This window comes from Rhodococcus sp. JS3073, from assembly GCF_026810085.1.
GTDB lineage: Bacteria > Actinomycetota > Actinomycetes > Mycobacteriales > Mycobacteriaceae > Rhodococcus_F > Rhodococcus_F wratislaviensis.
In genome coordinates, this window is sequence record NZ_CP113951.1 from 2,768,595 (window position 1) to 2,790,089 (window position 21,495).

A 21,495-nucleotide genomic window follows, 5' to 3' on the forward strand; every position below is an offset into this window, starting at 1 on the left:
CACTCAAACGGGGCCGCCAAATTCCCCAGGCCGCCCCGCGAAAGCGCGAGGGGGTCAGCCATGGGCCGCGGCCGGGCTAAGGCAAAGCAGACCAAGGTTGCACGCGAGCTGAAGTACAGCGTACCGACCACGGATTTTGACAGCCTGCAACGAGAGCTCTCAGGTGGGTCGTCCAACTCGCATCGGGACGAGGTCTTCGCTGACCAGCGTGCCGACAGGGAGGGTCACTCCCGGGAGGACGACGACGACTGGCGGCGCTGAGATCTGAAGACAACGAAATGAGGGGGAGCCGCTACCGGCTCCCCCTCATTTCCACATCTTCAGCCGGTCGGGGCCACCACCTCGCCCCGTTCCGACCGACGGCGTCCGACCCTAGAACCTCGGGTGATCGCCGGCGAGAATTGCGCGCTCGGCCGACACGTCGTGCGACTTCTTGATGCTGCCCAGCGTCCAGCAGTCGATGTGGCGTGCCGTCAGGACGGCCAGCGCACGATCGACGTCCTCGGGCGCCACGATCGCGACCATGCCGACGCCCATGTTGAACGTCTGCTCCATCTCGGCCCGCTCCACGCGTCCGCGCTGCGCGATCATCGCGAAGATCGGAGCCGGGCTCCACGTGCCGCGGTCGAGTTCGGCGACCAGACCCTTCGGCATGACCCGCGCGAGGTTGTTGGCCAGTCCACCGCCGGTGACGTGGCAGAACGTGCGCACGTCGGTCTCGGCTGCGAGGGCCAGGCAGTCCTTCGCGTAAATCTTCGTGGGCTCGAGCATCTCCTCGCCCAGGGTGCGGCCGAACTCGTCGACGTGCGCGGTCAGGCTCATGTGGTCGATCTCGAGCAGGACCTTGCGGGCCAGCGAGTAACCGTTGGAATGCAGTCCGGACGAACCCATCGCGATCACCACGTCGCCGGGACGGACCCGGTCCGGCCCCAGCACCTGGTCGGCTTCGACCACACCGACGCCGGTCGCGGACAGGTCGTAGTCGCCGTCCGCCATCACACCGGGGTGCTCCGCCGTCTCGCCACCGAGCAGCGCGCAACCAGCCTGGATGCAGCCTTCGGCGATGCCGCTGACGAGTTCGGCGACACGCTCCGGGACGACGCGCCCGACGGCGATGTAGTCCTGCAGGAACAGCGGCTCGGCACCGCAGACGACGAGGTCGTCGACGACCATCGCGACGAGGTCGAGGCCCACGGTGTCGTGCTTGTCGAGTGCCTGAGCGACGGCGAGCTTCGTGCCCACACCGTCCGTGGACGCCGCGAGCAGCGGCTCCTTGTAGTCACCCTTGAGCGAGAACAGACCCGCGAATCCACCGAGACCACCGAGAACCTCGGGACGGCTGGCGCGCTTGGCCAAGGGAGCGAAGAGTTCCACCGCCCGATCGCCTGCGGCGATGTCCACTCCTGCGGCGGCGTAGGACGCGCCAGGGCGACTTGTCGGATCCTCGGTCATGTGGTTGTTACTCCAGCCTTCTGTTGCTCGTCAAAATCGTGTCGGTCGGGCAATCGAGTGCTGTGATTGCGTCCTTACGGTACCGGAGTACGTTCTCCGGCCGGATCCCGATGTACCGGCCTACGGCCGACTGAGGGCGTTCGCGTTGTCGTTCTCCCGCGTCGCGGGACCGCCTGCCGCGCTCTCGAGCATTCCCTCGAGAACGTTCTTTCCGATCGACGTCTCCGTGGGGAGCGCGATGGGGTACGTGCCGTCGAAGCAGGCCGCGCACAGTCGTGTCGCAGGCTGCTCGGTCGCGGCGATCATGCCTTCGGTGGAGATGTAGCCGAGGGTGTCGGCGCCGATGGAACGGCGCACCCCTTCGAGCATCTCGTCGAAGCTGCCGGGTTCGCCACCGCCGCCCGCGCCGTTGGCGATCAGTTCGGCCGGCGAGGCGAAGTCGATGCCGTAGAAGCAGGGCCATTTGACCGGCGGCGACGCGATCCGGACATGGATCTCCAGTGCTCCGGCCTCACGGAGCATCCGGATGAGCGCGCGCTGGGTGTTGCCGCGGACGATCGAGTCGTCCACCACCACGAGGCGCTTGCCGCGGATGACTTCCTTGAGGGGGTTGAGCTTGAGGCGGATACCGAGTTGACGGATCGTCTGCGACGGCTGGATGAAGGTGCGGCCCACGTAGGCGTTCTTCATCAGACCCTGCCCGTACGGAATGCCCGACCCCTGCGCGTAACCGACCGCGGCGGGAGTGCCCGACTCGGGGACCGGGATGACGAGGTCGCCCTCGGCGGGGTGCTCGGTGGCGAGGCGACGGCCGATCTCGACGCGGGTGGAATGCACCGAACGTCCGGCGATGACACTGTCCGGACGGGCCAGGTACACGTACTCGAACACGCAGCCCTTGGGCTCGGGGTTCGCGAAGCGGGAGGAACGGACGCCGTCGGCGTCGATGGCGAGCAGTTCGCCGGGCTCGATGTCGCGGACGAAGGACGCGCCGACGATGTCGAGTGCGGCCGTCTCGCTGGCCACGACCCAGCCGCGGTCCAGGCGTCCGAGGCACAGCGGGCGGATGCCGTGCGGGTCACGGGCCGCGTAGAGCGTGTGCTCGTCCATGAAGGTGAGGCAGAACGCGCCGCGCAGTGTCGGCAGGAGCTTCATGGCCGCCTGCTCGATGGTGCTGTCGGCGGCGGCGTGCGCGAGGAGGGCGCCGACGACGTCCGAGTCGGACGTGGCGCCGCCGGGGCGCTTGTCGTTGACCAGTCCGGCTTCACGGGCGCGCTGCGCCAGCTCCGCCGTGTTGACGAGGTTGCCGTTGTGCCCGAGGGCGATGCCGCTGCCCGCGGCGGTGGTGCGGAAGATCGGCTGCGCGTTCTCCCACGTGGTCGAGCCCGTGGTGGAGTAACGACAGTGACCGACGGCGACGTGGCCCGGCATCGCTGCCAGGGTCTGCTCGTCGAACACCTGGCTGACCAACCCGAGGTCCTTGAAGACCAGCACCTGCGAACCGTCGGCGACGGCGATACCCGCCGCTTCCTGCCCACGGTGCTGCAGAGCATATAGTCCGTAGTAGGTGAGTTTCGCCACATCCTCTCCCGGCGCCCAGACGCCGAAGACTCCGCATTCCTCGCGGGGCTCGTTCTCGTCCTCGTCGGACGCGTTCGAAGAGAGAAGATTAGGACTGTGGACCGACAGATCGGCTCTGGTCACCGGGGTGCTCCCTGGGGATGGGCGTGTGAGGGGCAAGGTCAGTCTACGTGCCCTGCGCCGTCGCTTCGCCCACGGTGCCGATCGAACCGGCCCGACTCCCGGACGGACAGCCGAAAATAGATTAGTTTCGGTATCGATCAGTATCCTCGAATCACGGAGCGGGGGCTCTTCCGATGAACGTCCGCAGCGCGGCTCCGACCGTCGCAGAACGCCTGCTGAACGCCTTCGAGGGTGCGATGGGCATCCCCATTCCCGTGCACGTCCGATGCTGGGACCGCTCGGAGGCCGGCCCCGACTCCGACGTCACCATCGTCTTCCGCAACCGCCGGGCCATCCGGAGGGTGCTGTGGTCGCCGAACGAACTCGGTCTCGTCCGGGCCTACGTGTCCGGTGACCTCGAGATCGAGGGCGACGTCTTCCGACTGCTGACGCTTCCGGATCTCGTCGGCCGGCTGGGCACTCTCGGTGTCCGCGGATCCGACCGCGGCACCGTCCTGAAGTCGCTGTCGACTTTCGTCCGGCTCGGCGGCCTGGGTCTCCGGCCGACACCGCCGTCGGTGGAGGTGTCCCGGCGCCGCGGCACCAAGCACAGCAAGGCGCGCGACGCGTCCTCGGTGTCACATCACTACGACGTAGGCAACGATTTCTACCGCCTGTTCCTGGGGCCGACGATGGTCTACTCCTGCGGGTACTGGGACCAGCGATCCGGCGACCGCGGTGCGATCGGAACGCTCGAGGAAGCGCAGAACGAGAAGCTGGACCTGGTCTGCCGCAAGCTCGGACTCCAGTCGGGCATGCGACTGCTGGATGTGGGCTGCGGCTGGGGTTCGATGGCGATCCACGCCGCCGAGAAGTACGACGTGTCCGTCGTCGGCGTCACCCTCAGCCACGAACAGGCCGAGTGGGCGCGGGCGAGGGTCGCCGAGGCCGGGCTGTCGGATCTGATCGAGATCCGTGTGCAGGATTACCGCGACGTCGTCGACGGTCCGTTCGACGCGATCTCCAGCATCGGCATGTCCGAACACGTCGGCGACTCCGCGCTGCCGGGCTATGCGCAGCACCTGCTCGACCTTCTGCGTCCCGAAGGGCGGCTGCTCAACCACGCCATCGCCGCGGTCCGGTCGCTCACCGGCACGGACAATTCCTCGGGACTGATCGAGAACTACATCTTCCCGGACGGCGAGGTGCTGCCGCTGAGCAGAACGCTCGACGCCTTCGAGCGCGCCGGACTCGAGGTGCGCGACGTCGAGGCCCTCCGGGAGCATTACGCACTCACGCTGCGGGCGTGGGTGGGCAGACTGCGCGACTCCTGGGACGACGCGATCCGGCTCGTCGGAGCGAAGCGGGCCCGCACGTGGTTGCTGTACCTCGCGGCCAGCGCCCTGGGGTTCGAGGAGAACGGGCGGCTGACGATCCATCAGGTGCTGGCCGTGCGCCCGTCCGACGACGGGTCGAGTGGCCTGCCGCGCACCCGCGCGTTGTGGCTGGGCTAGCTATACGCGCAGCAGCGGCAGCCAGTGGGCGATCTCCCCGGCGCGACTCCCCGACACCGAGACTCCGCCGCCGGCGGTCGCGCTGTCGAATTCCAGCAGTCCCGTCACCAGCAGCAGCCACGTCCGGGGGTCGGTCTCCACGACGTTCGGCGGGGTGCCCCGGGTATGCCGGGGACCTTCGATGCACTGGACCGCGACGAACGGCGGCACCCGCACCTCCACGCTCGACCCGGGTGCCACCTGCTCGAGCGTCCGCGCGCTGAGCCGGACCGCCGCGGCCAGCTGGGTGCGGGACGGTTTCTCGTCGGAATCGCCGCGCAGCCACGGACCGACCTCGAGTACGGCGGCCCTCAGTTCGGCGGGATCTACGGCTCGGCGCGACGGCATACGTTCAATCTACTGTGTGAGCTCGCGCGACTTCGGCTGCCACCGCCCCACCGACGTTGACCGAAAGGTGCAGCAGTGCAGGGGCTACGACGCTTCCGCTGCGTCGACGCAACCAGTCGAACAGCACTGCGGAGGAGCCGGTGAGCAGCATGCTCGCGGCGACGCCGTCACCGGCGGTCCGGGCCGCGCGCACGTGCCACAGCGCGAACGTGGCGGCGTGCAGGGCGTGAGCCGTCGCCGGCGGCCAGGCCCGTCGCAGCATCGCGGACAGGACGCTGCGGAACAGCAGTTCCTCGTGCGCCACGGTCCCCACCGGGATCCGGAACCCCACCCAGCCGACGAAATCGGTGACGCCGTCGCCCGTCGGCACACGCCTGCGCAGCGCGGGCACGCTCAACGTGATCGCGTATCCGGCGAGCGGGACCACCGAGGCCACGGCGCCGTATCGCAGCCCGGACGGCACGTTCGACGCGGACAGGCCGAGTTCGTCGACGCCGTACCCCGCGGCGCGTGCTGCTCCCACGACCGACAGTCCGAGCACGCCTCCCGCGACAGCCCGCCCGTACGGGCCGAGGCCCGAACCGGGCAGCACCACGTTGTTCCACAGCACGGCCGCCGTCGCACCGGCAACGGAGGCGAGCCTGCTCACTTCTCCGGACCCTCTGTCCCGGAGAGGGATTCGAGAGCGGAGCGGACTCGTTCGGTGTCGACGGGCGTCCACCCCTCGGGCTGGGCGACCGTGATCCAACCGTCGAGGACGAGAGTCCCGTAATTGTGGCCGTGTCCGTCCGGCACGCCTGCGGCGTTGGTGAGGTCGGCCGAGACCTGCCAGAACGTCACGAACGGAAACCATTTCATCGACGGCGAGCGATCCTCGCCCGGTGGTTCCTTCAACCAGTCGGGCCGGGTGAACGCGAGGTCGGGCGACCACCACACGACGGGATCGGACGGGTGCTGGACGTACAGGATGCGCGGCGACAGCCACTCGCCGGTGTTCTCGACCATGTCGGCGGAGTCGTCGGCGAACCGCACCACCAGGCCCGCCGCGTACTCGGGGTCCACCTCGGGTGTGCCGGGGTCCCGGCGCTGGATCAGCTGTCCCCACAGGCGGTTCGAGTTGGGCGGCCCGACCCACAGCACGCCGTCGACGGTCTGCCGGATGTCGCTCAGTGTGTCGAAGGCGCCCTCCCCCGCCTGGGTGCCGAGACTTTCGCCGTAGACCAGCAGTTTGGGACGCGTCGCCTCGGGCTCCTGCAACCACCGCTCGTGCACGCGGTCGATCAGTTTCTTCCCTGCCTCCGCTGCCTTGTCGCGGTCGGCGAGGAACGAGATCCAACTCGGCAGGAACGAGTACTGGCTGGCCACCAACGCCGTGTCACCGTTGTGGACCAGCTCGATCGCCTGCGCCGCAGTCGGATTGATCCAGCCGGTGCCGGTGGTGGGGACGACGACGAGGACCTTGCGCGAGAACGCGCCGGTCCGCTCGAGTTCGTCGATGACGATGTCCATGCGCGCGTCCGGGTCCTCGGCGGTCTCGAGGCCGGCGTAGACGCGGATGGGGTCCTTGGCCGGTGTGCCGTTGGCTGCCGTGAGCTCGTCGGCGTCGAGGCCTCGGGACACGAAGTTGCGGCCCTCGTAGCCGAGGGTGTCCCAGGGCGCCAGCGACTCGGGGCTGCCCGACTTCTCGGGGTCGAGTGGCTGCTCGGCGCCGTCCCGGGTGGTCGAATTCTGCAGGCTGAACGCCGCATTCGTGGCGGCGTAGATGCCGCGCATCAGAACACCGTCGACGAGCAGGAAGAACAGCACCGTCACGATGAGGATGCCGACGGTGGTGGCCGTCGGGATCGCGAGGTGCCACCGCCGGATGAGTCGTGCCGCGATCCACCGCACCAGTTCGCGCAGCAGCCGCCACACCGAGATGATCGCGGCGCCCACGAGCAGACTCAGCCCGCCCGTGCGGATGTACCCGGTGGTGGTGGTGCCCTCCGCCCCCATCAGCGCGGCGAGCTCGCGCTGCCATGCCGCGGAGTACGCGAGCATCACGAGACTCACGACCACGCACGTCACCGTCACGACGACGCGCAGGCCGGTGGACCACGGTTCCGGCAACGGCCACCACGACCGGCGCCGCAGGAAGTACCGACGCACCAGCCAGCCGATCGCCGTTCCCACCGTGTAGCCGATCGCGGCGTTGATGCCGCCGATCAGCCCCTGGAACAGCCAGTCGCGGGGCAGCAGCGACGGCGTCAGCGACCAGCAGAAGAACAGCGTCGCGAACGCGATGCCGGTGAAGTCGAGCCGAAGGAAACGCCAGGTCCGGTCGAGTCGGGGACCGTGGAGGAGTGCAGGATCAACCAGCCGCGAGAGTTCCCGCGGCCCCCTGTCAACCCTCTCCAATGCCCCCGATTCGACCATTCATCACCCGAACAATGCCGGCAGAGTTCCCTCGAACGTCGTGCGCAGCTCGGCCAGCGAGACCGAGAACTGGCCCTGGACCTCGACGGAATCGGACCCCTCGTCCACCACACCGATGCGCACCCACGGGAGATTACGGGCCGTGCACATACCGGTAAAGCGAGTTTCCTCGGTGCGCGGGACCGCGACGAGCACGCGGCCCGACGACTCGGAGAACAGAGTGACGAACGGATCGGCGTCGTCGGGAAGCAGGATCCGGCAGCCCGTCTCCCCGGCCAGCGCGGCCTCGACGACGGTCTGCGCGAGACCACCTTCGGACAGGTCGTGCGCCGCGGACACCAGTCCGTCGCGGGACGCCGCGAGGAGGATGTCGGCCAGCAACTGCTCCCGCTCGAGGTCGACCTTCGGCGGAACGCCGCCGAGGTGTCCGTGCTCGACCTGCGACCAGATGGACCCGTCGAACTCGTCGCGGGTGTCGCCGAGCAGGATCAGCGTTTCGCCCGGTTCCAGTCCGAGACCGGTGGGGATGCGACGGTGCACGTCGTCGATGACACCGAGCACGGCCACCACCGGGGTGGGCAGGATCGGGGTCGAGCCGGTCTGGTTGTAGAAGCTGACGTTACCGCCGGTGACGGGGATGCCGAGCTTCGCGCAGCCGTCCGCCAGGCCGCGGACGGCCTGCTGGAACTGCCACATGACGCCGGGATCCTCGGGGGACCCGAAGTTCAGGCAGTTGCTGACGGCCTTGGGGGTCGCGCCGGTGACGGCGACGTTGCGGAAGGCCTCGGCGAGCGCGAGCTGGGCGCCGGCGTACGGGTCGAGCGCGGTGTAACGGCCGGACGCATCGGTGGCGAGCGCGATGCCGCGGCCCGTCTTCTCGTCGACGCGAATCACGCCCGAGTCGGCGTTCTCGGCCAGGACGGTGTTGCCGCGCACGTAGCGGTCGTACTGCTCGGTGATCCACTTGCGGCTGCACAGCGCCGGGGACGCGAGCATCTTCAGCAGGGTCGCCTTCAGTTCGTCGGCCGACTCGGGACGCTTCAGTCCGGCGGTGGTGTCGGCGACGAGGGCGTCCTGGCTCGCGGGACGCTGCACGGGGCGCTCGTACACCGGGCCCTCGTGGGCGACGGTGCGCGGCGGCACGTCGACGACGGTCTCGCCGTGCCAGGAGATGGTGAGCCGCTCGCCGTCGGTGACCTCACCGATGACGGTGGCGAGGACGTCCCACTTCTTGCAGACCTCCATGAACGCGTCGACGTTGTCGGGGGTGACGACGGCGCACATGCGTTCCTGGGACTCGCTGGACAGCACCTCGGCCGCGGTCATGCCGGTGGCCCGCATCGGGACCTGCTCGAGGTTGATGTGCATGCCGCCGTCACCGGCCGCGGCGAGCTCGGACGTGGCGCAGGACAGGCCGGCGCCGCCGAGGTCCTGGATACCGACCACGAGCTTCGCGGCGTACAGCTCGAGACAGCACTCGATGAGCACCTTCTCGGTGAACGGGTCACCGACCTGCACCGCAGGGAGCTTCTTCCTGCTTTTCGATGCTCCAGCTCCGCCTTCGGCTTCGTGTTCGTCTCCTGATTCGTCGCCGTCGAACGTCTCCGACGCGAGGACGGACACGCCGCCGATGCCGTCGAGGCCGGTGCGCGCACCGAACAGGATGATCTTGTTGCCGGCACCCGACGCGAACGCGAGATGCAGATCCTCGACGCGCATTGCGCCGGCGCACAGGGCGTTGACCAGGGGGTTACCGGCGTACGACTCGTCGAACACGGTCTCGCCGCCGACGTTGGGGAGGCCGAGCGAGTTGCCGTAGCCGCCGACACCGCGCACCACACCGTCGACGACGCGTCGGGTGTCGGGGGCGTCCGCCGCACCGAAGCGCAGCTGGTCCATGACGGCGATGGGCCGCGCGCCCATGGCCATGATGTCGCGGACGATGCCGCCGACGCCGGTGGCCGCGCCCTGGTAGGGCTCCACGTAGGACGGGTGGTTGTGGCTCTCGACCTTGAACGTGACCGCCCAGCCGTCGCCGATGTCGACGACGCCGGCGTTCTCGCCGATGCCCGCGAGCATCGAGGAACGCATCTCGTCGGTCGTGGTCTCACCGAAGTACTTGAGGTGCACCTTGGACGACTTGTAGGAGCAGTGCTCGCTCCACATCACCGAGTACATCGCGAGCTCGGCCTCGGTGGGGCGGCGGCCCAGGATCTCCTTGATGCGGGCGTACTCGTCGTCCTTCAGACCCAGTTCCTTGAAGGGCTGTGCGACGTCGGGGGTCGCGGTGGCGGCGGTGACGGTGTCGACCGGGTGTGCTGACACTGGAGGTGGGGTCCCTTCCCTACGGGAGTCAAGAGAGGCAAGCCGGGAGTCACGGTCGGCGCAAGCCGGGTGGCGACGAGCCGTACGTCAGTCTATCCGGCGGCTCGTTCCGGCACCGACCTGGCGCTCCTCGCCCCGCTTCCTCACGCCGTCGGTGTGAGGAAGGCCGCAAGGGCGTCGGAATAGGCACGCACGTCACGGGCACCCATCAGTTCCCGCGCCGAGTGCATTCCGAGCTGGGCGGCGCCCACGTCGACGGTGCTCAGTCCGGTCCTGGACGCGGTGATCGGGCCGATGGTCGAACCGCACGGTAGATCGGCCCGGTGCACGTACCGCTGCAACGGCACGCCGGCCTGGTCGCAGGCGAGGGCGAACGCACCGGCTCCGGCGGCGTCGGTGGCGTAGCGCAGGTTCTGGTTGACCTTGAGCACCGGTCCCCCGTTGACGGCGATGTGGTGCGCGGGCTCGTGCCGGTCCGGGTAGTTGGGGTGCGTCGCGTGTGCCATGTCTCCGGACGCGCAGATCGATCCGGCCATCGTCTGCAGGAATTCTTCGCGACCGCCGCCTCGGCCGAGGACGATGCGCTCGAGCACGGTGCTCAGGAGGTCGGAGAACGCGCCCCGGTCGGACATGCTCCCCACCTCCTCGTGGTCGAACAGCGCGAGCACCGGCACCCGGTCCCCGGGGTTCTCGGCCGCCGCCAGCAGCGCCTGGGTGCCCGCGTAGCAGGTGCCCTGGTTGTCGAGCCGCGGCGCACTGACGAGGTCCTGTTCGGTTCCGACGAGGGCGCTGGGCGCGAGATCGTGGGTCATCAGTTCCCATCCGAGCACCGCGTCGGCAGGCACCTCGGCCCGGTCGGCCACGAAGTCGATGAACGAGCGGCGTTCGGACCCCACACCCCACACCCCGTTGAGGTGGCGCTGTGGATCGAGGTGGACGCCCTTGCGGTCCTCGGACAGGTGGATCGCCAGCTGCGGGACGCGCAGGATCGGTTCGTCGACGCGGACGAGTTTCTCCTCGACCGTGTTACCGGCCCGCACGCTCAGCCTCCCCGAGATGCCCAGGTCGCGGTCGAGCCACGAGTTGAGCCACGCACCGCCGTACGGTTCGAGACCCACCAGCTGCCACCCCGCCGACGACAGGTCCGGGTGCTGCTTGACGCGCAGGTTCGGGCTGTCGGTGTGCCCGCCGACGATGCGGAACGGCGCCGTCCGGCCCAGCCCTTCGGTACTCCACGCGATCAGGGATCCGCCGCGCACGAGGAAGTACCGACCGGGCTCGCCGGGCCACGAGTCGGTCTCGTGTAACTCGGTGAAACCGTTGCCGGTCAGCAACATCGACACCGTCGCGCACACATGGAACGGCGACGGTGATGCATCGACGAAGGTGCAGAGTCCCTGGGCGTCGGCCCACGTAGTGGAAGGCATGGGGTCAATCATGCAGGACCGGTTGTCACGTGTGGGGACCCGAGACGCAGAACTGGTTGCCGTCTGGATCGGCGAGCGTGACCCACCGGAAATCGCCCATCTCGTGCTGCGCGACCTCCGTCGCGCCCTCGGCGCTCAGCCTGCCCACCTCGCCGTCCAGGTCGTCGGACGCCAGGTCGAGGTGGATGCGGTTCTTCCCCGGAGTGGGATCGCCGACCTTCTGGAACGCCAGTTTCTGCGCCGAATCCGGGAGGGCGACGACGTAGAACCAGCCGTCGTTCTCCTGCTCGACCGTGCCCGCCGTCTGCTTCGCCCACCACTTCGCGAGCGGTCCAGGATCCGTGGTGTCGAACGTGATCATGCCGAGTGTGAGTGCCATGCCCGCAGAGTAGACGTGACCACCGACACGTTTCGCGGGTTCACAGGAACTCCTCGATCACCCGGACGGCGGCCTCCACTCCACCCGCAGAACGCAACTCGGCGGCGAGCTCGGCGCTGCGGCGCCGGACCGGCTCGGCGTCGAGGTGCGCGAGCGCGTCCCGCAACTGGGCTGCCGACACGTCCGAACTGTCCACTCGCACCGCGACTCCCGCGGCGACGAGCGCGTCGGCGTTCTCGAACTGGTCGGTGGCCTGCGGCGCGGCGATCATGGGTGTTCCCGTGAACATTCCCTCACTGGATCCGCCCATGCCTGCGTGGGTGAGGAACGCGTCGGCCTGCTGCAGGATGTCGAACTGGGGCACCCACCGGTGGATCTCGACGTTGCCGGGCACGGGTCCGAGTACGGCGACGTCGACGTGCTGCCCGATCTGCAGAACGACGTGCCAGCCGTCGAGGTCGCCGAACGCCTCGATGCAGCGCCGGTAGAAGTCGGCCTGATCGGTGAACGCGGTGCCGAGCGAGATGAGCAGCACCTTGCGCGCGCCTGCCGGACGCTGCCACCGGCCGTCGGCGGGCCGCCGGGTGGGCAGGGCCGGTCCGACGAACGTGTAGACGTCCTCGTTCACCCGGTCGGCATTGGGCTGCATCGATTTCGCGATCAGCACGACCGCCCGCGCGGGGCGCCCGTAGAACTCGTCGGGGTCGGTCTCGACACCGTTGTCCCGCAGCAGCTTCCCTTGCCGCTCGTACAGTGCCGCCCCGCGTGGGTCCGCCCGCATCGTGTCCACGAACGACTTCATGTCGTCCTCGTAGCCCTCCCACGCCACGTACGTCGGCGACAATTGCACGATCGGAACGCCCCATTCCCCGGCGAGGACCCGGGCGGGGCCTCCCGCGATGTCGTAGAGGAACAGGTCCGGGCGGTCGTCCTCGTACAGCGCCCGCAGCTGGGGCAGCATCGACTCGTATTCGGCCTGGAACAGGGTGAGCTGATCGATGGTGTCGCCGTCCCAGGAGTTCTCGGACTCCTCCGTCGCACCCCCGGTGTTCACCCGCGGCAGCGTCGAGGCGTACTCCTTGAATTCCGCTCCGGTGCTCTCGACGACGTCCTTCACGGCGGCGTCGTTGGCGTACGTCACGCGGTGCCCGCGCGTGACGAGTTCACGGAGAATCTCCAGGCTCGGGTTGACGTGCCCGGGCGCCGGAATGCTGACCATGGCGATGTGTGAGCAAGGCATCTTCATCCTTTCCGATACGAAACGGTCCGTCTCGATCAAGGGTGACAGGCGACCGGAGTTCAGTCAAGACGATACGTCTCGTCTGGTCTACGATTCATTCATGCCGTCCGCCGACAATCCCCGCCGTTCCGAACGGTCCCGCGCCGCGATCCTGCAGGCCACGCAGGAACTGATCCGCGAACAGCCCTACGGGAAGATCAGCATCGAAGGCATCGCCGCGCGCGCCAAGGTCGGGAAACAGACCATCTACCGGTGGTGGCGATCCAAGGGCGCGCTGGTCGTGGACGCCCTCCACGAACAGAACGCGGCCGGCGCCCAGGAGGCCATGGCACTGCCGGACACCGGCGACCTCGCCGCCGACATGCGCCTGGTCCTGCGGGCCACGGTCGACGAGTTCACCTCACCCGATTTCGAACCGCTGTTCCGGGCGTTGTCCATCGAATCGCTGCAGGACCCCGCACTGCAGCAACAGATCGTCGAGCGGATCTACCGGCCGCAGTTCGAATTCGTCGCGGCGCGGTTCCGCTCCGCGCAGGACGCCGGGCAGGTGCGGCCCGACGCCGACCTCGCCGTCGCGTTCGAGTTGTTCATGGCGCCGATGTTCTACCGCTGGCAGAGCGGAGCGCATCCCCTCACCCACGACCACGCGGACGCCGTCGTCGACCTGGCGATGCGCGCTCTCGCCCCCTGACGTCCGGGATCAGCGGGCGTCGTCGACGAACCCGAAATCGCCGTTCGCCAGGTCCTCGACGTGGACGGCACGCCCGGACGCGTCCGCGAGGGGAATCTTCCAGTTCGAATACTGGGTCTCGTCGGTGCCCGGCTGATTCTGGACGCGGTACTCCCCCACCAGATCGGCGAGTGCGACACCCGTCAGCAACGACGGGCTCCGGTCGATCAGCCGGTACAACGCCTTCACGGTGTCGGGTATCGATGCGTCGTCGGCCAGCAGTCCGCGGTCGCGCGCCAGTTGCAGGACGGCCTCGCGCTGCCGGGCGTCGTGTTCCTTCTCGAGTTCGAGGTCGCGTTCGAGGAGCCCGAGCCGCGAGCGCAATTCGATGTGTTCGCCGGCCAGGTATCCCGCGGTCGGCGGAAGATCGTGCGTGGTAACGGATGTCAGGCACAGGGTCCGGTATCGCTCCGGCGGTGTCGGCCGCTCGCCGTCGTGCTCGAACCACAGGATCGAGGTCCCGAGAATCCCGCGCTCGGCGAGGTAGTCCTGGACTGCGGGTTCGAAGACCCCGAGGTCCTCGCCGATCACCACGGCGCCTGCCCGCTCGGCCTCGAGGGCGAGGATCCCGATGAGCGCCTCGTGGTCGTAGGAGACGTACGTTCCGTCGGCCGGCGACTCCGCGTCGGCGGGGATCCACCACAGCCGGAACAGCCCCAGGATGTGATCGACCCGCAGCCCACCCGCATGCTTCAGCACGGTGCGCAGCATGTCGCGGTACGGGGCGTACCCCAGTTCGGCCAGCCGATCCGGCCGCCACGGCGGCTGATTCCATTGCTGACCCTGCTGATTGAAGTCGTCGGGAGGAGCGCCGACGGTAATGCCCTCTGCCAGAGCCGTTCCCAGCGACCACGCGTCCGCGCCCCCGCGCTGGACCCCGACAGCCAGATCGTGCACGATCCCGATGTCCATGCCCGCCGCGCGTGCCGCATCCTGGGCGTCGGAAAGCTGCTCGTCGCATACCCATTGCAGCCACGAGTAGAACTCGATGCGCGGCGCGAGCTTACGCCGCTGCGCCTGCACCCAGTCGCTGTCGGGCGCACCGGCCTTCGTCGTCCATCGCGGGTCGTCGGGCGGAAGTTTCTCGGTGAGCGCGCACCAGGTCGCGAAATCCCGCAGTCCGTCCCCCTCGACGCGGCAGAATTCCTCGAACGCGTGCTGCCTGCTCGGGCTGCGCTCGATCCGGAAGACCCGTTCGAGCACCCGGAGTTTGGCCCGGTAGGACGGGTTCCGGTCGATCCGGTCGGACCGGTCGTTCGCCCGCTCGAATCGCGCTGCGGCGTCGCGCATCCGTGCATGGCGCCGCGTCGAGAGGTACGCCGTCTCCGGGATGTTCTCGACACGGATGTACATCGGGTTGACGTAGCGGCGGGTGGTCGGCAGGTACGGCGACGCCTCGATCGGCGGCCGGGGCTGCGCAGCATGCAGTGGATTGACCAGAACGAAGTCGGCGCCGTGAACGGAACCGAAGATCGAGGCGAGATCCGCGAGGTCGCCGAAGTCCCCGACACCCCAGGACCGACGCGACCGGATCGAGTACAACTGCGTGAGCACACCCCAGCGTCGGTGGTCGCTCAGTGCGTCCGACGTCGACAGTCGTGCCGGTGTCACCACGAGGGTGCAGGACGCGGACGTGAGCGAGGTGGACGCCCGCACCGTGTGCCACCCGCACCGGACGTCGGCTGGGACGACGAACGTCGCGCGGCCGACCAGGACGCCGTCGACCTCCCGCGGATCGACCCACACCTGGAGTTGGCGTGCCGGGACCGTCCCGCCCGACTCCGTGTCGATCGTGACGTCCACCGGCTCGCCGTGCGGAACGTGGACCACGAAACGGGTCTCCGAACCTTCTCTACCGACGACGACCGGCGGCAGCGTCCGTCGCCACGGTGCCGTGTCGCATTCAGACAGGGCCCGCCGCACCTCGTCCTCCGTTCCGGAGGGGACGTCCAGGGCCGAGAGGACGCTGCGGAGCGTGTCGTCACGCACGTCGTGGCGCTGCTGATCCCAACCCCGGTACCACGTCGCCACCCCGTGCCGGGCCGCGAGGTCACGCAACTGCTCGGTATACGTCACCCCGTCGATCGTGCCAGTTCACCTCGGAATCTGCGCGGCTTCCGGCCCCTGCCACGGCAGTCGGAGCGCATCGGCGTGATTGGCCCTGCGTCGACCGGGGTAACTGTGGAGTAATCAGACGCACGGCGTCCACGGTGAGTCCGCAGGGGCGTGCCGTGGACGCACCACGATGCGACCGGCGACCGAGGAGTCTTCGATGCTGCTACGTCTTCCCGGAGTCTATCGCCCGCAACACGATACGCAGTTGCTGGCCGACGTCCTGGCCGCGGAGCCACTCGGCCCCCACTCCCGGGTGCTCGACCTCTGTGCGGGAACCGGCGCGCTGAGCGTGTGCGCCGCCGCCGCGGGTGCAGACCGGGTGACCGCGGTGGACGTGTCGAGGCGAGCCGCGATCAGCATCAGACTCAATGCCCTTGTCGGAGGGCACCGGATCCGGGTGATTCACGGCGATCTCATCGAGAAGGTTCGCGAGGAACGGTTCGACGTCGTCGTGTCCAACCCGCCGTACGTTCCGGCACTGGCCGACGCCGTGCCCGACCGCGGTCCGGCACGGGCCTGGGACGCGGGGAAGAACGGTCGCGCACTGCTCGATCGGATCTGCTGCCAGGCCCCCGACGTTCTCGTCGCCGGCGGCGTCCTGCTGCTGGCTCAGTCCAGCCTGAGCGGAGTCGAGAAGACTCTGACGATGCTCGAGGAACAGAACATGCGGGTCGACATCGCCGCGACCGCCGAGATCCCCTTCGGACCGGTCCTCGTCGAACGCAGAGGCATGCTCGAGCGGAGAGGGCTCATCGAGGTCGGCCAGACCCGCGAGGAGATCGTGGTGATTCGCGCCGTCAAGTAGACATCGAATCTGTGCCACAACGCTTTTCAGTACCGACGACACTCCGAGGGAGTCGACATGCCGTCATCCACTCGCCTTCCCAGCCCCAACACCGAGGCCTGGGACTGGCAGATACACGCCCTGTGCCGGGGCGTCGAATCGTCCGTCTTCTTTCATCCCGACGGCGAGCGGGGCTATGCCCGCAGCAACCGCGAACGTCGCGCGAAAGCGATCTGCCGGCGCTGCCCGGTTCTCGTCGAATGCCGGGACCACGCCCTGAGCGTGACCGAACCGTTCGGAATCTGGGGCGGGCTCACCGCGTCCGAACGCCGCAGCATCACGCAGGACGGCGAGGGAACCGTCGCCGTCTGACCCGGCACCGCGCCAGGCACTCGGCCACGCACGGTGCCGGTCGGCTCAGGCGGAGATGACGCTGTCGAGGACGGAGTAGAACATGCCGAGTCCGTCGTCGCTGGGGCCGGTGAGGGCCTCGGTGGCGTGCTCGGGGTGCGGCATGAGGCCCACGACGCGGCCGTTGGCCGAGGAGATGCCTGCGATTCCGCGCTGCGAACCGTTCGGGTTGTCGCCGACGTAGCGGAACACGACGCGACCCTCCCCCTCGAGTTCGTCGAGGACGTTCTCCGACGCCTGGTAGCGGCCCTCGCCGGACTTGAGCGGGACGAGGATCTCGGCACCCGACTCGTAGCGGGACGTCCACGCCGTCGACGTGGCCTCGACCTTCAGCCACTCGTCGCGGCAGATGAAGTGCAGGCCCTCGTTCCGGGTGAGCGCGCCGGGCAGGAGGCCCGCTTCACACAGAACCTGGAAGCCGTTGCAGATACCGAGGACGGGCATGCCACCCTGCGCGGCCTGCACGACCTTGCCCATGACCGGCGCGAACCGTGCGATGGCGCCGCACCGCAGGTAGTCGCCGTAGGAGAAGCCACCGGGGACGATGACGGCGTCGACACCCTTGAGGTCGGCGTCGCCGTGCCACAGGCTCACGGCTTCGCCGCCGGCGAGGGTCACCGCGCGGGCGGCGTCGACGTCGTCGAGGGTGCCGGGGAAAGTGATGACTCCGACGCGGGCGCTCATGCTTCGACGCGCCTCACGGTCCAGTCCTCGATCACCGTGTTGGCCAGCAGGGCCTCGGCGATCTTCTCGAGCTGAGCGTCGTCGACACTGCCGTCGACTTCGAGCTCGAACCGCTTGCCCTGACGGACATCGGAAACTCCAGCGAAGCCGAGCCGCGGCAGCGCTCCGACAATGGCCTGCCCCTGGGGGTCGAGAATCTCGGCCTTGGGCATGACTTCGACGACGACACGGGCCACGTGCTGCTCCTTGTAGTAGTGCGCGAGCCCAGAGTGGAACACCGGGCACCCGGAAGTTTACCGGGCTACCTGCCTGCGGTTCGCATCGGACGAACGGGACGAGCCATGCATGCAGGCGCATACTGGAATTCATGCGATTGACTCACTTCGGCCACAGCTGCGTCCTCGTCGAGTTGAACGGTTCCACCATCCTCTTCGACCCGGGCAACTTCTCCCACGGATTCGAGGGCATCACCGGACTGGACGCGATCCTGGTGACCCACCAGCACCCCGACCACGTCGACCAGCAACGACTGCCCGCCCTCGTCGAGGCGAACCCCGGCGCGGCGCTGTACTCGGACCCGCAGACCGCGGCCCAGCTCGGCGGCGCGTGGACGGGGGTGCACGCCGGCGACGAGTTCGACATCGGCGACGTGCACGTCACCGGCACGGGCGGGCGGCACGCGGTGATCCACCCCGACATCCCCGTGATCGACAACACGGCGTTCCTGCTCGGCGATGCCGGCAACCCCGCCCGGCTGATGCACCCGGGCGACTCGCTGTTCGTCCCGGAGCAGAAGGTCGACGTGCTGGCGCTGCCCGCCGCGGCGCCGTGGCTGAAGATCTCCGAGGCCATCGACTACCTGCGCGCCGTCGCACCGCGGGTTGCGGTGCCGATCCACCAGGCCATCATCGCGAACGAGGCAACCGGAATCTTCTACGGCCGCTACTCGGACATGGCTCCCGAGGGCACCGAGTTCCGCACGATGCCGAGCGAGTCGAGCGTCGAGGTGGCCTGACGGCCCCGTGAGTACTTGTTAACCGCCCGCGGTTAACAAGTACTCACGGGTCAGGCGGCGCCGATCTGCGGGATCCGCGGCTCCCAGCGGTACACCTGCGGCCGCGCGTCGTGGTAGAGCGCGAGGTCGACGGCGTCGAGCATCGCCTGCCGCGGTCCCGACGTGCCCAGTTGCTTCGCGGTGACGGCGAGGCGCACCACGCCCCCGCGCCTGGCGGTCCGTCCGGAGCCGAGGACGAGCGCCCGGCACCACCACGGTTCGGCGCGGAATCCCTCACCGATCCCCAGCACGCGCGACCGCACCGACGTCTCGCGTTCGAGGTCGTGGATGGCGGTCATCGCGGCCAGCAGCCGGAACCCGGCGGACGGCAGAGCCGCGACGGCGCCCTGCGACGCCAGCCAGCGGGGCGGAGCGAACAGTCTGGTGCGCAGTCCGGTCTGTTCCATCACCCGGTCCGCCGCGAGCAGTCGCAATCGCGCCTCGTGCTCGGGAAGGGAGGCGAACTCGGCCCGGCGACGTTTGGTCGCGGCCTGGTCGTATCCGTGGAGGACGACGGCGTCGCCGCGGGATCGGCGCGCGCGGACCCAGTCCTGCGTCGCGGGGTCGTTGACCAGTCGATACTTGTCTTTCAGGCGCGGGGCGACGAGCAGCGACAGCGGCACGCCGCGCGCATCCATCTCCTCGGCGAACGCGGCCGCGAAGTCGCGCGTCTCGTCCTTGATTCCTGACACCGACACGATCAGCTGTCCGGTCATGGTCCCAGCGTGACAGGTGAACGTGAACAAGAGGCAAAGTGCTCGTGCGCCTTTCCGGTAGTGGGAGCTACCGAAAAGGCGCACGAGCGCGAAGCGCCTACTGCGGCAGGACCGCCTCGATGGCCTCGACCACCTCGGGGGCGTCGGGCTCGGTGCGGGGACGGAACCGGTTCACGACGGTGCCGTCGGGTGCGACGAGGAACTTCTCGAAGTTCCACTGGATGTCGCCCGCGGCGCCCTCGGCGTCGGCGGCCTTGGTCAGTTCCTCGTAGAGCGGGTGCCGGTTCTCACCGTTCACCTCGATCTTCTCCAGCAACGGGAACGTGACGCCGTAGGTGGTGGAGCAGAAGGTCTCGATCTCTTCGGCGGTGCCGGGCTCTTGACCCATGAACTGGTTGCACGGGATGCCGATGACGGTCAGTCCGCGGTCGGCGTAGTCGGTGGCGAGCTTCTCGAGGCCCTTGTACTGCGGGGTCAGTCCACACTTCGAGGCGACGTTCACCACGAGGACGGCGCGACCGTCGTATTCGCCGAGTGAGGTCGGGGTGCCGCCGAGTGTGTTGATGCCGATGTTCTGAACAGGTGTCGTCATGCGAACCAACGTAGCCAACAAACCTCTGTGCGCCCAGGCTTCGAATCGCCCGGGCGCACAGAGGTTTACTTCGGAGTGGGTGTCAGCTCTTCACGAGCACCCGCTGCTCGTCGGCGGCAGGGGTCTCGGGGGCCTGCTCTTCGACGACCTCGCCGTGGCCGTCGTCGACCATCGTCGACTCGTCGAACGGGAGCTTGCCGTCGAGGACGGTGCGGACGCGCTCGTTGTCGATCGTGTTGGTCCAGGATCCGACGAGCAGGGTGGCGACGGCGTTACCGGAGAAGTTCGTGACCGCGCGGGCCTCGGACATGAACCGGTCGATACCGACGATGAGGCCGACGCCGTCGAGCAGTTCGGGACGGTGGCTCTGCAGGCCGCCTGCGAGGGTGGCGAGCCCGGCGCCGCTGACTCCGGCAGCACCCTTGGACGCGATGATCATGAACACCAGCAGCGACAGCTGCTCGGGGAAGGACAGCGGCTGGCCCATTGCGTCGGCGATGAAGATCGACGCCATGGTCAGGTAGATCGCCGTGCCGTCGAGGTTGAACGAGTAGCCGGTGGGGACGACGACACCGACGGTGGTGCGCTCGACGCCGACGTGTTCCATCTTCGCGATCAGGCGGGGCAGTGCGGACTCGGACGAGGAGGTGGCGAAGATCAGCAGGTACTCACGGGCCAGGTACCGGACCAGCTTGAAGATGGAGACGCCTGCGACGACGCGGAGCACGGATCCGAGGACACCGAACACGAAGATCAAGCAGGTGAGGTAGAAGCCGAGCATGAGAGTGGCGAGCTGGACGACGGCGCCGAGACCGGTCTGGCCGACGACGTTCGCGATGGCACCGAAGGCACCGATCGGTGCGAGCCACAGGATCATCGACAGGATCTTGAAGACGAGCTTCTGCACGGAGGCGACACCGCGCAGGATCGGCTCACCCTGCTTGCCGAGGGCCTGCAGTCCGAAGCCGACGAGCAGCGCGACGAACAGGGTCTGCAGCACGCTTCCCTCGGTCAGCGCCGACATCAGCGACGTGGGGATGATCGACTGGAGGAAGTCCATGGTGCCGCCGGCGCCGTGGGCCTTCTCGGCGAGCGCCGCTCCGGTGCCCGCGGTGTCGGCGCTGATGTTCAGGCCGGAGCCCGGGTTGAGCAGGTTGCCCACCACCAGACCGATTCCGAGCGCGACCGTCGACATGCCGATGAAGTAGGTGAGGGCGAGTCCGCCGACCTTGCCGACCTTCGCGGCGGCCTTCACCGATCCGATGCCGAGCACGATCGTGCAGAAGATGACCGGGCTGATCATCATCTTGATGAGGTCGACGAACATCGTGCCGAGCACGCCGAGCGACTTGCCGACTCCCGGAGCCAGCCATCCGACGAGGACGCCCGCGACGACGGCGACGATGACCCCCATGTACAACCAGTGTGTCCGGTCGCGCTTCTTGGTCTTCCCTGTCGCAGTACTCATGGGATTGTCCTCCAATTCGAGTGGCAAGCTGATCGGTGAGGCCGGTTAGTGACCGCGATCACGTCTTGGAAGAATCTTCTAAGCGATCGCTTGGCTGGAGAAGTTTGTGTTCATTACGT

General features: G+C 68.4%; 21 protein-coding genes. 6 read left to right on the top strand and 15 right to left on the bottom strand.

Annotated features, from left to right (window positions below; translation table 11 throughout):
- Nucleotides 1-60: 60 nt before the first annotated feature.
- Nucleotides 61-261, top strand: a complete 201-nt coding sequence (locus OYT95_RS12440; protein ID WP_005244376.1) for a DUF3073 domain-containing protein — start codon at nt 61-63, stop codon at nt 259-261.
- Nucleotides 262-372: 111 nt separating this feature from the next.
- Here OYT95_RS12440 and purM read toward each other — a convergent pair whose 3' ends face one another.
- Nucleotides 373-1,452 carry a phosphoribosylformylglycinamidine cyclo-ligase gene (gene purM / locus OYT95_RS12445; protein ID WP_005244377.1) on the bottom strand — a complete coding sequence of 360 codons (1,080 nt, stop codon included), beginning with the start codon at nt 1,450-1,452 and terminating at the stop codon, nt 373-375.
- 120 nt (nt 1,453-1,572) lie between these two features.
- Nucleotides 1,573-3,156, bottom strand: a complete 1,584-nt coding sequence (gene purF / locus OYT95_RS12450) for an amidophosphoribosyltransferase (protein WP_268791574.1) — start codon at nt 3,154-3,156, stop codon at nt 1,573-1,575.
- A gap of 173 nt (nt 3,157-3,329) precedes the next feature.
- Between purF and OYT95_RS12455 the strand changes: the two genes are divergently transcribed.
- Entirely contained in the window at nt 3,330-4,649 is a 1,320-nt protein-coding gene (locus OYT95_RS12455) for an SAM-dependent methyltransferase (RefSeq protein WP_268791575.1), read from the top strand.
- On the opposite strand, the gene OYT95_RS12460 is transcribed toward OYT95_RS12455, so the two are convergent.
- The 7 genes from OYT95_RS12460 to OYT95_RS12490 form a co-directional block, all read right to left on the bottom strand.
- The gene (locus OYT95_RS12460; RefSeq protein ID WP_037230566.1) at nt 4,650-5,036 is read right to left on the bottom strand and encodes a sterol carrier family protein; all 387 of its coding nucleotides are present in this window, start codon (nt 5,034-5,036) and stop codon (nt 4,650-4,652) included. It lies immediately after the preceding gene.
- 4 nt (nt 5,037-5,040) lie between these two features.
- The gene (locus OYT95_RS12465; protein ID WP_268791576.1) at nt 5,041-5,685 is read right to left on the bottom strand and encodes a CPBP family intramembrane glutamic endopeptidase; all 645 of its coding nucleotides are present in this window, start codon (nt 5,683-5,685) and stop codon (nt 5,041-5,043) included.
- Nucleotides 5,682-7,451, bottom strand: a complete 1,770-nt coding sequence (locus OYT95_RS12470; protein WP_037230570.1) for an alpha/beta hydrolase — start codon at nt 7,449-7,451, stop codon at nt 5,682-5,684. The genes OYT95_RS12465 and OYT95_RS12470 overlap by 4 nt, the downstream gene beginning before the upstream one ends.
- A gap of 3 nt (nt 7,452-7,454) precedes the next feature.
- Entirely contained in the window at nt 7,455-9,776 is a 2,322-nt protein-coding gene (purL, locus tag OYT95_RS12475; protein WP_037230572.1) for a phosphoribosylformylglycinamidine synthase subunit PurL, read from the bottom strand.
- 143 nt (nt 9,777-9,919) lie between these two features.
- Complete coding sequence (locus OYT95_RS12480) at nt 9,920-11,203, bottom strand: M18 family aminopeptidase (protein WP_112301235.1); 1,284 nt, start codon at nt 11,201-11,203, stop codon at nt 9,920-9,922.
- A gap of 25 nt (nt 11,204-11,228) precedes the next feature.
- Nucleotides 11,229-11,582 carry a VOC family protein gene (locus OYT95_RS12485; RefSeq protein WP_037230575.1) on the bottom strand — a complete coding sequence of 118 codons (354 nt, stop codon included), beginning with the start codon at nt 11,580-11,582 and terminating at the stop codon, nt 11,229-11,231.
- A 40-nt stretch (nt 11,583-11,622) separates the two neighbouring features.
- Nucleotides 11,623-12,822, bottom strand: a complete 1,200-nt coding sequence (locus tag OYT95_RS12490) for a macrolide family glycosyltransferase (RefSeq protein ID WP_268791577.1) — start codon at nt 12,820-12,822, stop codon at nt 11,623-11,625.
- 100 nt (nt 12,823-12,922) lie between these two features.
- On the opposite strand from OYT95_RS12490, the gene OYT95_RS12495 reads away from it, so the two are divergent.
- Nucleotides 12,923-13,513 carry a TetR/AcrR family transcriptional regulator gene (locus OYT95_RS12495; protein WP_112301238.1) on the top strand — a complete coding sequence of 197 codons (591 nt, stop codon included), beginning with the start codon at nt 12,923-12,925 and terminating at the stop codon, nt 13,511-13,513.
- A gap of 9 nt (nt 13,514-13,522) precedes the next feature.
- Here OYT95_RS12495 and malQ read toward each other — a convergent pair whose 3' ends face one another.
- Nucleotides 13,523-15,628 (bottom strand): 4-alpha-glucanotransferase, encoded by a 2,106-nt coding sequence (gene malQ / locus OYT95_RS12500; protein WP_268791578.1) that lies wholly within the window; start codon nt 15,626-15,628, stop codon nt 13,523-13,525.
- 196 nt (nt 15,629-15,824) lie between these two features.
- On the opposite strand from malQ, the gene OYT95_RS12505 reads away from it, so the two are divergent.
- Both OYT95_RS12505 and OYT95_RS12510 read left to right on the top strand, forming a co-directional pair.
- Complete coding sequence (locus tag OYT95_RS12505; RefSeq protein WP_037230714.1) at nt 15,825-16,472, top strand: HemK2/MTQ2 family protein methyltransferase; 648 nt, start codon at nt 15,825-15,827, stop codon at nt 16,470-16,472.
- A 57-nt stretch (nt 16,473-16,529) separates the two neighbouring features.
- Complete coding sequence (locus tag OYT95_RS12510; RefSeq protein WP_037230580.1) at nt 16,530-16,823, top strand: WhiB family transcriptional regulator; 294 nt, start codon at nt 16,530-16,532, stop codon at nt 16,821-16,823.
- A gap of 45 nt (nt 16,824-16,868) precedes the next feature.
- On the opposite strand, the gene purQ is transcribed toward OYT95_RS12510, so the two are convergent.
- Nucleotides 16,869-17,546, bottom strand: coding sequence for a phosphoribosylformylglycinamidine synthase subunit PurQ (gene purQ, locus OYT95_RS12515; protein ID WP_009477892.1), 678 nt, complete (start codon nt 17,544-17,546; stop codon nt 16,869-16,871).
- Nucleotides 17,543-17,782, bottom strand: a complete 240-nt coding sequence (gene purS / locus OYT95_RS12520) for a phosphoribosylformylglycinamidine synthase subunit PurS (RefSeq protein WP_005244409.1) — start codon at nt 17,780-17,782, stop codon at nt 17,543-17,545. Before purS ends, purQ begins: the two co-directional genes overlap by 4 nt.
- A 131-nt stretch (nt 17,783-17,913) precedes the next feature.
- On the opposite strand from purS, the gene OYT95_RS12525 reads away from it, so the two are divergent.
- On the top strand, nt 17,914-18,561 hold the full coding sequence (locus OYT95_RS12525) for an MBL fold metallo-hydrolase (RefSeq protein ID WP_005244410.1): 648 nt from the start codon (nt 17,914-17,916) through the stop codon (nt 18,559-18,561).
- A 50-nt stretch (nt 18,562-18,611) separates the two neighbouring features.
- Here OYT95_RS12525 and OYT95_RS12530 read toward each other — a convergent pair whose 3' ends face one another.
- The 3 genes from OYT95_RS12530 to OYT95_RS12540 form a co-directional block, all read right to left on the bottom strand.
- A complete protein-coding gene (locus tag OYT95_RS12530) occupies nt 18,612-19,316 on the bottom strand; it encodes a DUF2334 domain-containing protein (RefSeq protein ID WP_037230582.1) in 705 nt (234 codons plus the stop codon).
- A 97-nt stretch (nt 19,317-19,413) separates the two neighbouring features.
- On the bottom strand, nt 19,414-19,908 hold the full coding sequence (locus tag OYT95_RS12535) for a glutathione peroxidase (RefSeq protein WP_037230583.1): 495 nt from the start codon (nt 19,906-19,908) through the stop codon (nt 19,414-19,416).
- A gap of 82 nt (nt 19,909-19,990) precedes the next feature.
- Entirely contained in the window at nt 19,991-21,376 is a 1,386-nt protein-coding gene (locus OYT95_RS12540; RefSeq protein WP_037230584.1) for a cation:dicarboxylate symporter family transporter, read from the bottom strand.
- Nucleotides 21,377-21,495 lie beyond the last annotated feature (119 nt).